This is a genomic window from Amphibacillus sediminis NBRC 103570 (assembly GCF_001552275.1).
Lineage (GTDB): Bacteria > Bacillota > Bacilli > Bacillales > Amphibacillaceae > Amphibacillus_B > Amphibacillus_B sediminis.
This window is the reverse complement of record NZ_BCQW01000003.1, coordinates 28757-40659: the sequence shown is the minus strand read 5'-3', so window position 1 is coordinate 40659 and position 11903 is coordinate 28757. Positions and strand designations below refer to the sequence as shown.

The 11903-nt window shown below is 36.9% G+C and carries 13 protein-coding genes; 9 read left to right on the top strand and 4 right to left on the bottom strand.

Annotated elements, in window-relative coordinates; translation table 11 throughout:
- The first annotated feature begins 1 nt into the window (after position 1).
- From ASE01S_RS03355 to glnA, 3 genes are all read left to right on the top strand, one after another.
- Positions 2–1264 carry a methionine gamma-lyase family protein gene (locus tag ASE01S_RS03355; RefSeq protein ID WP_067838343.1) on the top strand — a complete coding sequence of 421 codons (1263 nt, stop codon included), beginning with the start codon at positions 2–4 and terminating at the stop codon, positions 1262–1264.
- Between the two features lie 124 nt (positions 1265–1388).
- Positions 1389–1793, top strand: coding sequence for a MerR family transcriptional regulator (locus ASE01S_RS03350; protein WP_067838339.1), 405 nt, complete (start codon positions 1389–1391; stop codon positions 1791–1793).
- A gap of 26 nt (positions 1794–1819) precedes the next feature.
- Positions 1820–3157, top strand: a complete 1338-nt coding sequence (gene glnA / locus ASE01S_RS03345) for a type I glutamate--ammonia ligase (protein WP_067838335.1) — start codon at positions 1820–1822, stop codon at positions 3155–3157.
- Between the two features lie 108 nt (positions 3158–3265).
- Here the strand turns inward: glnA and ASE01S_RS16440 are convergent, their stop codons facing one another.
- Both ASE01S_RS16440 and ASE01S_RS03335 read right to left on the bottom strand, forming a co-directional pair.
- A complete protein-coding gene (locus ASE01S_RS16440; protein ID WP_067838331.1) occupies positions 3266–3532 on the bottom strand; it encodes a tyrosine-type recombinase/integrase in 267 nt (88 codons plus the stop codon).
- Between the two features lie 22 nt (positions 3533–3554).
- On the bottom strand, positions 3555–4007 hold the full coding sequence (locus ASE01S_RS03335) for a GNAT family N-acetyltransferase (protein ID WP_067838327.1): 453 nt from the start codon (positions 4005–4007) through the stop codon (positions 3555–3557).
- A 329-nt stretch (positions 4008–4336) separates the two neighbouring features.
- Here ASE01S_RS03335 and ASE01S_RS03330 point away from each other — a divergent pair, with 329 nt between their 5' ends.
- Entirely contained in the window at positions 4337–4600 is a 264-nt protein-coding gene (locus ASE01S_RS03330; protein ID WP_067838324.1) for a hypothetical protein, read from the top strand.
- Between the two features lie 396 nt (positions 4601–4996).
- On the opposite strand, the gene ASE01S_RS03325 is transcribed toward ASE01S_RS03330, so the two are convergent.
- Positions 4997–5704, bottom strand: a complete 708-nt coding sequence (locus ASE01S_RS03325; RefSeq protein ID WP_067838320.1) for a DNA alkylation repair protein — start codon at positions 5702–5704, stop codon at positions 4997–4999.
- Between the two features lie 300 nt (positions 5705–6004).
- On the opposite strand from ASE01S_RS03325, the gene ASE01S_RS03320 reads away from it, so the two are divergent.
- The 3 genes from ASE01S_RS03320 to ASE01S_RS03310 all read left to right on the top strand — a co-directional run bounded on the left by ASE01S_RS03320 (position 6005) and on the right by ASE01S_RS03310 (position 8000).
- Positions 6005–6469, top strand: a complete 465-nt coding sequence (locus tag ASE01S_RS03320) for an SHOCT domain-containing protein (protein ID WP_067838316.1) — start codon at positions 6005–6007, stop codon at positions 6467–6469.
- Positions 6470–6906: 437 nt separating this feature from the next.
- Positions 6907–7383 carry a hypothetical protein gene (locus tag ASE01S_RS03315; protein ID WP_067838312.1) on the top strand — a complete coding sequence of 159 codons (477 nt, stop codon included), beginning with the start codon at positions 6907–6909 and terminating at the stop codon, positions 7381–7383.
- A gap of 269 nt (positions 7384–7652) precedes the next feature.
- Positions 7653–8000: a DUF4260 domain-containing protein gene (locus ASE01S_RS03310; RefSeq protein ID WP_067838309.1), complete on the top strand. Its 348-nt coding sequence runs from the start codon at positions 7653–7655 to the stop codon at positions 7998–8000.
- On the opposite strand, the gene ASE01S_RS03305 is transcribed toward ASE01S_RS03310, so the two are convergent.
- On the bottom strand, positions 7997–8359 hold the full coding sequence (locus ASE01S_RS03305) for a YhjD family protein (protein WP_067838305.1): 363 nt from the start codon (positions 8357–8359) through the stop codon (positions 7997–7999). The genes ASE01S_RS03310 and ASE01S_RS03305 overlap by 4 nt on opposite strands.
- Positions 8360–8956: 597 nt before the next feature.
- Between ASE01S_RS03305 and ASE01S_RS03300 the strand changes: the two genes are divergently transcribed.
- Both ASE01S_RS03300 and ASE01S_RS03295 read left to right on the top strand, forming a co-directional pair.
- Positions 8957–10411 carry a tagaturonate reductase gene (locus ASE01S_RS03300; RefSeq protein WP_067838301.1) on the top strand — a complete coding sequence of 485 codons (1455 nt, stop codon included), beginning with the start codon at positions 8957–8959 and terminating at the stop codon, positions 10409–10411.
- On the top strand, positions 10404–11891 hold the full coding sequence (locus ASE01S_RS03295) for a UxaA family hydrolase (protein ID WP_067838297.1): 1488 nt from the start codon (positions 10404–10406) through the stop codon (positions 11889–11891). The genes ASE01S_RS03300 and ASE01S_RS03295 overlap by 8 nt, the downstream gene beginning before the upstream one ends.
- The last annotated feature ends 12 nt before the right edge of the window (positions 11892–11903 follow it).

The following is an 11903-nucleotide window of genomic DNA, read 5'->3' as shown; positions in this document are numbered from 1 at the left end:
TATGTTAGAACAGCTTATAACTAGAGTTGAGCAAGATATTGCAGCAAGAAGAGAAGAAATACAACGCACGGCTGAAGCTAATCAATTGCGTGTGCTTAATGCTTTTAGACAAAACCAAATTTCTGATAGTCATTTTCAAGCGACAACAGGCTATGGTTATGACGACTTTGGACGTGAGGGCTTGGAGCGTGTTTATGCGGATGTGTTTGGAGCTGAAGATGCACTGGTTCGACCCCAGCTTATCTCAGGAACCCATGCCATCACCACAGCCTTGTTTGGCTTGCTTCGTCCAGGGGACGGCTTAGTTTATTTAACAGGAGCTCCTTATGACACGCTAGAAGAAGTTATTGGGATCCACAGCCAAAACACGGGCTCACTTATTGACTTTGGGATTGACTATACAGCCATTCCACTTACAACGCAAAAGGAAATCGATTGGGATCGTGCCAAACAGGCTATCAATCGCAAGACGAAGGTCGTTGCCATCCAACGCTCAAAAGGGTATGCTGATCGACCTTCATTTACGATTAAGCAGATTGAAGCTATGATTAAAATGATTAAGCAGATTAATTCGAATGTAATCATTTTCGTTGATAATTGCTATGGAGAATTTGTAGAAGAACAAGAACCATCCCATGTTGGAGCTGATATCATTGCAGGTTCTCTAATAAAGAATCCAGGTGGAGGAATTGCGCGTATCGGTGGTTATATTGCGGGTCGTGCTCGATATGTTGAGCTAGCTGCAAATCGACTCACTGCGCCTGGACTTGGAAAAGAGACAGGTGCAAGCTTAGGACTTTTACAAGAAATGTACCAAGGGTTTTTTTTAGCGCCTCATGTCGTAAGTCAAGCCCTGCAGGGGGCAGTGTTTACTTCACGCTTATTAGAACTTGCGGGCTTTCAGACGAGCCCTCATTATTTGGCCAATCGAACAGATTTAATTCAATCGGTAACGTTTGAATCTGCCGAGCAGATGGTTGCCTTTTGTCAGGCTATTCAGCATGCATCCCCTATTAATGGGCATGTGACACCATATCCAGCACCTATGCCTGGTTATCAAAGTCAAGTCATTATGGCAGCTGGTACATTTATTCAAGGAGCAAGTCTAGAGCTCACCGCTGATGGGCCGATTCGTCCGCCGTATACGGTGTTTGTCCAGGGTGGTTTAGTTTATGCCCATATTAAAATTGCTCTTACTGAAGCTGTGGCGAAATTTGTTGAACAAGGATTTATATCAGAATTGAACTATACCTATAGGAAATAAGCAGCACTATAAATATATGAAATTTTTTGAAAATTTAAATGTAAATAAACCTTACATGTGTTGACAACTATTTTTCCGCGTGTATAATAGAACTATGGAAAGCGAGAGGAAAGGGGAGAATGCTATGACTAATTTAGATAGACGTTCACAGCCCTTATTTTCCATAGGTATAGTCAAAGATCTGACTAATTTGACCGCAAGACAAATTCGTTATTATGAAGAGCATCAGTTAATTCATCCTGCTCGTACAGAAGGGAATCAACGGCTATTCTCCTTTAATGATGTCGATCGATTACTGGAAATTAAGGAATTGATCGAAAAAGGAATTAACCTTGCAGGCATTAAGCAAGTTCTACAGTTGAAAGATCTCCCTACAACTGAGCTCGATACAAAAGCGGAAACGGATCAGAAGCCAGAATTATCTGATAAAGAGCTTCGTAAATTATTAAGAAACGAATTATTGCAGTCAGGCCGGTTGGGAAAGACCTCGTTACGTCAGGGGGAATTATCAAGATTCTTCCGTCAATAAAGAATAGTTAAAGGAGAGGGACAAACATGGGAACAAAATTTACCAAAGAGGAAATTAAGCAAAAAATTAAAGAGGAAAATGTCAAATTTATTCGCCTTCAATTTACTGACTTACTTGGTACAATCAAAAATGTTGAAATCCCTTTAAGTCAATTAGACAAAGCGTTGGACAATGATATCGTGTTTGATGGTTCATCAATTGAAGGCTTTGTTCGAATCGAAGAGTCTGACATGAAGCTTTATCCTGATCTAGATACGTTCGTGGTGTTCCCTTGGACATCAGAAAAAGGGAAAGTGGCACGTTTTATTTGTGACATTTATACACCAGAAGGTGAACCGTTTATTGGTTGTCCCCGCGTTAACTTGAAACGTAACCTTAAAAAAATGGAGGAAATGGGCTTCACTGCCTTCAATATAGGTACAGAGCCTGAATTTTTCCTATTTAAGCTTGATGAAAAGGGAGATCCTTCATTAGAGTTAAATGACAAAGGTGGTTACTTTGATCTTGCTCCAACAGATTTAGGAGAAAACTGTCGTCGTGACATTGTGCTTGAGCTTGAAGAAATGGGCTTTGAAATCGAAGCTTCTCACCACGAGGTCGCACCAGGACAACACGAAATCGACTTTAAATATTCTGATGCAGTGAAGCACGCAGATGATATTCAGACATTTAAGCTTGTAGTTAAGACAATTGCACGTAAGCACGGTCTTCATGCTACATTTATGCCAAAACCACTATTTGGTGTGAACGGTTCTGGTATGCACTGTAATATGTCATTATTTAGAGATAAAACAAATACTTTCTTAGATGAAGACGGTGAATTACAATTAAGTCAAACAGCTTATCAATTTATTGCTGGTATTATTGAACACGCTCAAGCATTTACTGCTGTGACAAATCCAACTGTGAATTCATACAAGCGTTTAGTACCTGGTTATGAAGCTCCTTGCTATGTGGCTTGGTCAGGATCTAACAGAAGTCCATTAATTCGTATTCCAGCATCTCGTGGTCTAAGTACACGTGTCGAAGTACGTAGTGTTGATCCATCAGCTAACCCATACTTAGCTCTCTCTGCTTTATTGGCTGCTGGTCTTGACGGTATCGAGCGCGGTCTTGAAGCACCGAAGCCAGTTGATCGCAATATTTATGTGATGGATAAGGAAGAACGTGAAGCAAACGGTGTAAAAGATTTACCAGCAACATTATATGAGGCATTGGTGAGCCTTTCTAAAGATGAAGTGATTACTAATGCTTTAGGTGAGCATTTATATGAGCACTTTGTTGAATCAAAAGAAATTGAATGGGATATGTTTAGAACACAAGTACACCCTTGGGAAAGAGAACAATATATCCAAATGTATTAATCGGTTAAACCCTAGAGCCAGTAATGGTTCTAGGGGTTATTTATTGGGGCAATTAACTTTGTTGTTTGAAAATATAATCACTTGCCCCAACATTGCTCCAATATTAAACTAAAAAAATAAACTGTTGTCTGCTGAATCTAAAAACTTAACTTTTTCGTCTATTTCTTTCTTAGGCATGACAACATTTTCACATGGGTTGCTTACTATTGTCTTGTTTATTAAAACTCTTTTGATAGCGTTGTATAGAGCATTGCGAATACGAAGAATGGTGTTCCTAGATTTACGTTGATTAACTAAATAATTAATAAATTCTTGGTGCATGTGAGGCGTGAAGTCATTAATGTCAATCTTTTTAAAGTAAGGCTTAATGTGCATGGGTCATTTAATCCCCAAATTCTTAATCATTCTGTAAATCATATGCCATCATTATTCCATCATTTGATTTTACAAATCCGCTATTTTTATAAAATTTTGCTGCTTGTTCTCCTCCAGTAATAAGAAAAATTCTATTTATCTTATTACTCTTCATTACGTTAGAAATAAACTTTAATAAATTTTTACCAACTCCACTTCCTTGGTGAGTAGAAGCCACGTTAAATTCATCAATACAAAATTGACTCCATTCACTAAAGTAATAATCAATTCTCCCCAGACACATTCCAATAATTTCATCATTTTTCTCGACTACATATCCTCTAGAATTAAAGCCACTCATTGTAGCCTCAATTCTAAGGAGTGCTTCTTTTTTAGTCCATGTATTATTCCAAGGAGCTCCTTTGTATGCTGCCATTAAAATTTCAGCACAGACAGGATAATCTTCATTCTTAATCTTTCTAAAATTTAAATCCATATTTATAGCTCCTCTGTATTTAATTTTTATAGATCATTCTAGCAAATAGTTTGGTAAATTACCACTTTTCTATCTATTAATTTTCATTCTTTAAATTCAACCACGAACACACGAACTAAAGGTCAGCTGTAAGATTGACCGGTAGGCATCAATATCAAACATATTGTTGGTAATACTTTAGTTATTTAATTCCATACTGCTCATATTTTTAGTTCGAGTATCGCACAAACCTCGTCTAATGCTTCTCCGCTGCCCGCTAACCCCTTTTTAACTACATCAGCAAGTTCACGCTTAGTTTTTTTAAATTAACCCCTATTAGTAATGAAGAAATGAGCGAAATATTAATTAATGACAATGGTTTTACTAAAGAAGCAGCTTTAGAGAAAGTTTATGATGCTGAAGAATCTTTCTCAACAATGAGTACTGGGACATGGCACACTATAACTTATAGATACTATGATCGATATGTAATTACTGGTCAGTATAAATATTACAATGGCTGGGTTGTTGACGTAGCATCTAAGACAACTATATCAACATCCCTTGCAGGATGGTATGTTGGGGATGTGCATATTCAAGACTTAAAATGGTAGATGAGAATCATGTAAGGTTTGAATCAAAATTCACACTGATTGATGGGTTTCTTCCAAAAACATACACAGTTAATCAAAAAGTAGGAGTATAAAAATAGCCCCGTTAATTCGGGGCTACAGTTTTAAATTGCTAGGCGGCTCTAGTAAATGCCATTTAAATATCATGATTCTCGCAAAAATTCACCCACAGATCTCCCACTTAGACATGACGTGTTCCATTATTTCTTGAAATGGGAGTCTTACAAAAGCCCTTCGATGGGGCGAGTAATCGCAGCCCCAGCCAGTTACACTGCGATAAATAAGCTATGGTGATCCAGCTATGATAAGCCTATTAACTGATTAACCTCAACTTAATCTGCAAGTTTTATCATTTTTGATATAGATTTAACCATTAACTTATTTCCCTAGAGACAGATAATAGTCCTTGGTTTTTTTATCAAATTTTTCTATTGCATATCTTAATGTAACCCTTGGCATTGTAGCTGCTTGCTTATCCAAAAAATGCTTCAACTTTTCTTCATCTTGTTTACCAGCCTCGCGAATCCAGCTTCCAACTGCTTTTTGAATGAGTTCTTCATCATCATTGACCAATATTTCTGCAATACGAAATGTATCTTCGATATTACCATTTTTAATAAAAGCATAGGTGCTAACAATAGCAGTTCTACGTTCCCAAATATTTGATGAGTGTGCCATTTCATATAGAATATCTTTCGGTCGATCAAGAAGATACATGCCAATTACTGAAGGGGCTGCCCGATCTACAAAATCCCAATTATTAATTCGATCGTGTCTTCTGAGATAGAGTTCGTATAATTCTTTTCTTTGATCGTCTGTGATATTTTTTTGCTTAGCTTGAAAATCCATTATACTTACAGCGCCCATTCTTACTTCATAATATGGACTTTCTAAAAGCTTTTCAATTTCATTCAGAGACATCTCAACGAACTGTTTAGCAATTTGAAATACGGTTCGCATATGGACACCTAAACAAAGCGTGTTCTCGTCAGAGTTTTTAATAAAACGCTTCATTTTTTCTACATCATTCTCATTTTTATGTTGTTTTAATTTATCTGTAAAATGCTCTGCTTTATGGTCCTTCATATCTTCATAGCTCCTTTTAGATAAGTTATTAATACAATATATTGTAACAGATTAACAGGTTTATTTTTCTTATAAATTGCTAAAATTACTATTTCTAAATTTTAAATGATATATGTGTAGTGTTCGGTTGAATTCCGTCATGTTTTGCTTGTAACATCTGAATAAGTTGATCTGATCCAATGCCATATTGGTTCTAGCAAGGCGAGTTAAAATAATAGTGACTAAAATGAGTTGTTTTGAAAGACGTTAATATTTTAAAATATTAAATATAGCAAAGTAAGAGAAAGGGAGAGTAGAACCATGAGAAAAGAATATTTATTTAAATCAAATGCTAAGGCTATTGTTGTTATCGAAAATGGGATCATCCGTATTACCCGAAAAGGATTACTAAGTTTTGCAACACAGGGATTAAAGGGTGAAAAATCAATTCCTATAAAAAATGTTACAGCTATTCAGTTAAAAAAGCCTGGACTAACAACGGGTTATATTCAATTTTCACAACATGGAATGATGGAGAGTAAGGGTGGTGTCTTTGAAGCAACAACCGATGAGAACACCATTATATTTAACTCAAAAAAGGACTATGCACAAGCGCTAGAAATTAAAGAATATATAGAATCTTTACAGCAGTCAGAGCCCGCTAGTACGGCAGAATCTACAACTAGTGAGGCTGATGAATTAATAAAATTTAAGGAATTATTGGATGCAGGTGTGATAACAGAAGAAGAATTTGCAGCCAAGAAAAAGCAAATTTTAGGATTATAAGGACTAATCGGTCCTTTAAATATACGCTAGGAAAAAAACTGTATTGGCCAAGAAGTCGATTTAATGGATTAATCTATCTTCTTCATTTTAGTCAACTAAATGTCGATATAGAAATTAACCCGTTATCTCAATTGACGATATTTGCAAACCTTGTAAAGGAATACGTTCTATATTTATTGCAGTGTAACTGGCTGGGGCTGTGATTACTCGCCCCATCGAAGGGCTTTTGTAAGACTTCCACTTCAAGAAATAAGGGAACAGGTCATGTCTAAGTGGGAACGGCCCGATTGGTTCAAGTGAGGGAGCGAGGAAGCTAACTAAGTTGGCGACGTCGTGTCGCAATGTCTGCACGAGCACACCCTATGCGTCGAAACCCCACTAAACGAAGTTTCACTTTATAGGGACAGATAGAGCGATATTCTGAAAGGACGATTATAGTGAATTTGGCAAAAATGGTAGAAATCAATCAGCGTATTAACTTAGATACAAGTAAACATGAGCTAGAGGATCGTTATGACCGAAAGCAGCAATTATTTTTGGCTTTACAAGCAAAAGTATCTCAGCTTGAGCATTTTATTATGGCCAGGAAGAGGTCAAACCATTTTGATCAAAAGCAGGATATTTTAATTGAATTCGTCAAAGGAATCCATTGTTTTCTCGCTATAGCAACAGCAGAGAATTGGCTAGAGCTTATGTATTTATATGAAGATGATTTACATGATCTGGTGACAGGTGAATTTAAAGAAGGGCTTCGTGGCTCATTTATCGAAGTTCAAGAAGATTTAGCGAAATGCATGTCATCTAAAGATAAGGAGCAAAACTTTAAACGGGCATGGTTTAACTACATTGTATGTATCGGTATCATTGGTTTAGGCTTATCTTTCGCTGAAATGGAGAATACCATACCGACTTAAATCAATTACTTATTATGAATGATCCTATGTTCGTTTGGGATCTTTTTTTATCGACTTTAATACAATATTATTTGCATAAAGTATGTTAAAATGATTCAGCAGAGGTCTCTTAGTTCTAAGTAATGAGGTTCAAATCTCTGGCTGATAAAGTTAAAGCCTCTGGTTGATGCCAGAGATGTGCAGCGGAAATTTATCGAGTAAAGCTTGATAAAATCTGAGCGCAAATACGCTAAGGCGCATTTGATTTTTAAAATATAGGGGGAGATGTCATGGTTAAAACGTTGTTACATCTTGAGGGGTTAGCTCTGTTACTTTTGAGTGTATACTTTTATGGACAAACTGATTACAATTGGTTGTTATTCCTGATCTTATTATTTAGTCCAGATCTTTTTATGTTAGGTTATTTAATCAATCAAAAAATGGGTGCGATCTTCTATAATTTGATTCATACGTACATAAGTGCGGTCGCTCTCATTTTGGCTGGACTAATATTGTCAATTGATCTAGCTTTGGCTTTAGGCTTAATTTTATCTGCCCATATAGGTCTTGATCGATTATGCGGTTTTGGACTTAAGTATCACACGCGTTTTAAAGATACACATTTTCAAAAAGTTTAGCGCTGTGATTGATTGCTAGGCAGGACGCCTTTTTTAAAAAAGTAATCACGGATATATTTTTCAGTCAGTTCTTTTAGCTCCTGACGGCTAAATTCAATGATTCGTTCATGACAGTGCTGGCGAATTTTATATTTATAAATATATTCCGAACGCTCTAAAAGTTTGATTTCCATCTTATTTTGATAAATAAATTGCTTGTTAGCGATCAGATCCTTCTGTACCAGCTCAATCAAATGATCAAACATACGCTCATACAGGTAGTTAAACTTAAAGTCGGTAAAAGCCCTACGATCTCGTTTAAAAACAATAAGTACAAAAGGTAAAATAATATAATCGTAAATGAATGGTTGCTCACTCATGTTAATAATCTCCTTAAATAGAACGTTTGTTCTTATTATATAATTGATTAAATTTATTATGCAAACTAAATTGTTGGTAAAGCTGGAGTTATCTACCTTAATTGAATGCCTTTGCTGACGTTTAGTGTAACTGGCTAGGGCTGCGATTACTCGCCCCATCGAAGGGCTTTTGTAAGCCTCTACTTCAAGAAATAAAGGAACACATCGTGTCTAAGTGGGAGATCCAACAGCCAGTAACAGCCCGATTGGTTCAACTAACGTTCAGTTGGGGGAGAGAGGAAGCTGAGTCTGCACGAGCACATCCTATACGTCGCCCCCACTTAACGAAGTTCACTTTATTAGAAAATGGATGTTGATATCATCAAAAAGCTAACGATTCAACCTACGAGTAGCATAAAAATAATCTTCATCTTCACTGGTTAGCCCTTAGCATGATCAGCAAATCCCTTAGTGTGTGGGAAGATTGATTAATCTTTAAATTAAATAGTAATCATCTTTACATATCTCTTCTCATATCTATAGACCGAAACATATAGAAGTGCTACAATAAATAACAACGTTGTTATTTTTAAAATTTTCCATTATGGAGGGGAGAATATGGAGCGATTATCAGAAAAACTGGTAAAAAAGATTCATTATCCAGAGCGAGTGTTACAATTTGGTGAAGGTAACTTTATGCGAGCTTTTGTCGATTGGCAGATTGACGAGCTAAATAAGGCTGGGCTTTTTAATGGGAGTGTTGTGGTCGTTCAGCCAATTGAACAGGGGTTAGCGGAGTTAATTAATCAACAGGATGGTATGTATACCTTAATATTAGAAGGTGTGAAAGATGGGCAACCAATAAGAGAAAAGAAAATTATTGAATCAATTAGTCGTGTTATTGACCCGTTTCAGCAACGGGAAGAATATTTGGCTTTAGCCCATGCACCAGATCTAGAATTTGTTTTTTCAAATACAACTGAAGCAGGAATCGTCTTTGATGATCAAGATGTTTTAACAAATCAACTTCCTAAAACCTTCCCAGGAAAACTGGCAGCTTTTCTCTACCAGCGTTATGTTCACTTTAATGGGGATAAGAACAAGGGAATGAAAATTATTCCGTGTGAATTGATCGACCGTAATGCTGATTATTTAAAAAAGTGTATATTGGAGTATGCTGATTTATGGCAATTACCTGAGTCCTTCAAGGACTGGATAGAGCAGGCTAATCAATTCTGCTGTAGCTTGGTTGACCGAATTGTACCAGGCTATCCAAGAAATCAAGTGAAGGAGATTGAGAAAGAACTTGGATATCATGACCAATTAATTGTAGTAGCAGAGCACTACCACCTTTGGGTCATTGAAGGAGATCAAGTCTTAGCCGATCAATTTCCTGCTGAGGCAGCGGGCTTAAATACGTTGTTTGTGAAGGATTTAACCCCTTATCGGACCCGAAAGGTCAAGATTTTAAATGGTACGCATACAGCGATGACCCCAGTTGCTTATTTAATGGGGATTGAAACAGTTGAAGAAGCGATCAATGATCCAATCATTCATGCTTATTTATCCGCATTAATTTATGATGAGGTATTACCGACATTGCCGTTTGAAGAAAGTGAATTGAAAGCGTATACAGATTCTGTGTTGGAGCGCTTTAAAAATCCTTATATTAAGCATCAGCTTTTAAGTATTTCATTAAACTCAATCTCAAAGTTTGCAACAAGAAATTTACCTGTTTTACTGGATTTTTATCAAAAGCAGCAACAGCTACCAGAAAAACTGGTATTTGGATTTGCTGGACTACTTTATTTTTATCGAAATGATCAGCAAGTATTGAAGGATGATCCAGAGATATTAGATCTATTTAATCATTTATGGTCTAATTTTGACGGTTCTCAAGCCTCAGCCTTATCACTCGTGCAAGCTGTTTTATCTAAGCAAGAATGGTGGGGCAGAGATTTAACCCAAATAGAAGGCTTGGTGGCAAGGATGGCTCAATTATTGGTTCAATTTAATCAAGATGGTATTAAACCAACGTTAATGGCGTTGTTAGGAGCTAAAGATCATGCGTAAATTTATGCAGTTACAATTAGAGGATAATGTCGTTGTTGCACTTATGCCTTTGAAACAGGGTGACGTACTACAATTAAATGATTTTTCAATTAAATTGATTGAGGACATTCCGCAAGGTCATAAAATTGCCATCCAGCCGATTGCGTTGAATCAAAATGTGATCAAATACGGTTATCCGATTGGCCACGCGGTTGTCGATATTAAGCAGGGAGAACGGGTTCATACCCATAATATGAAAACAAATTTATCAGGTATTGATGATTACCAATATGAGCCTAAATTAACAGAGAATCGTTTCCGTAAACAAGATCGATATTTCAATGGTTATAAAAGGAAAAATGGTCAAGTTGGAATTCGAAATGAGCTATGGATTGTACCGACCGTTGGCTGTGTTAACGGAGTAGCTGAGCATATTTTAAAGCAATTTGAACGAGAGTTAGGCGATATTGCTCCATTTGAACAAGCTTTAGTCTTATCACATCAGTATGGCTGTTCTCAGCTAGGTGACGATCATCAAAATACACGGCAGATTCTCTCCGATATTGTCCATCATCCCAATGCTGGAGGGGTACTTGTATTAGGATTAGGCTGTGAAAATAACGTCGTGGAGGAATTTGAACAGAATTTAGGTGAGTATGATCGAGAGCGAGTGCGTTTTTTAGTAACTCAATTTGTCTCAGATGAAGTGGATGAAGGAGTCAAGTTATTAAAAGAAATTTATCAAGCTGCCAAACATGACCAACGTGAGCGCTTACCGCTTTCTGAACTGAAAATAGGGCTGAAATGTGGAGGATCAGATGGATTATCAGGTATAACAGCTAATCCACTTGTCGGTGAATTCTCCGATTATTTAGTTGCACAGGGAGGGACGACGGTCCTAACTGAAGTACCTGAAATGTTTGGCGCTGAGACGATATTAATGGAGCGAGCTGAGAATAAGCTAGTATTTGATAAAACGGTGGCTATGATCAATGACTTTAAAGCTTACTTCATCAAAAATGAGCAGCCTGTATATGAAAATCCTTCCCCAGGTAATAAGGATGGTGGAATTACAACATTAGAGGATAAATCATTAGGTTGTACTCAAAAAGCAGGAATCGCTATGGTAAGGGATGTATTAAAATATGGTGAACGATTAGAGAAAACAGGCTTAAATCTTTTAAGTGCCCCAGGTAATGACTTAGTAGCCTCCTCTGCTTTAGCGGCAGCAGGATGTCACATCGTTTTATTTACGACTGGAAGAGGCACACCATTTGGAACGTTTGTGCCAACTATTAAAATCTCTTCAAATAGCCAGATTTATCAGAAAAAACCACATTGGATCGATTTTAATGCTGGTGTGCTTCTGGAAGAAGAAAAACAAGCTGTTCTTGACCAATTTATTGACTATATCATTGAGATCGCCAACGGAAAAAAAGCTAAAAATGAATTAAATGGCTATCGGGAATTAGCCATCTTTAAAACAGGTGTAACGTTATAGAAGGAGCGTTTG

Excerpts from the sequence above, each read along its gene's own strand:
- ASE01S_RS03355 (WP_067838343.1), top strand. The coding sequence starts at position 2 with ATGTTAGAACAGCTTATAACTAGAGTTGAGCAAGATATTGCAGCAAGA.
- ASE01S_RS03350 (WP_067838339.1), top strand. The coding sequence starts at position 1,389 with ATGACTAATTTAGATAGACGTTCACAGCCCTTATTTTCCATAGGTATA.
- glnA (WP_067838335.1), top strand. The coding sequence starts at position 1,820 with ATGGGAACAAAATTTACCAAAGAGGAAATTAAGCAAAAAATTAAAGAG.
- ASE01S_RS16440 (WP_067838331.1), bottom strand. The coding sequence starts at position 3,532 with ATGCACATTAAGCCTTACTTTAAAAAGATTGACATTAATGACTTCACG.
- ASE01S_RS03335 (WP_067838327.1), bottom strand. The coding sequence starts at position 4,007 with ATGGATTTAAATTTTAGAAAGATTAAGAATGAAGATTATCCTGTCTGT.
- ASE01S_RS03330 (WP_067838324.1), top strand. The coding sequence starts at position 4,337 with ATGAGCGAAATATTAATTAATGACAATGGTTTTACTAAAGAAGCAGCT.
- ASE01S_RS03325 (WP_067838320.1), bottom strand. The coding sequence starts at position 5,704 with ATGAAGGACCATAAAGCAGAGCATTTTACAGATAAATTAAAACAACAT.
- ASE01S_RS03320 (WP_067838316.1), top strand. The coding sequence starts at position 6,005 with ATGAGAAAAGAATATTTATTTAAATCAAATGCTAAGGCTATTGTTGTT.
- ASE01S_RS03310 (WP_067838309.1), top strand. The coding sequence starts at position 7,653 with ATGGTTAAAACGTTGTTACATCTTGAGGGGTTAGCTCTGTTACTTTTG.
- ASE01S_RS03305 (WP_067838305.1), bottom strand. The coding sequence starts at position 8,359 with ATGAGTGAGCAACCATTCATTTACGATTATATTATTTTACCTTTTGTA.
- ASE01S_RS03300 (WP_067838301.1), top strand. The coding sequence starts at position 8,957 with ATGGAGCGATTATCAGAAAAACTGGTAAAAAAGATTCATTATCCAGAG.
- ASE01S_RS03295 (WP_067838297.1), top strand. The coding sequence starts at position 10,404 with ATGCGTAAATTTATGCAGTTACAATTAGAGGATAATGTCGTTGTTGCA.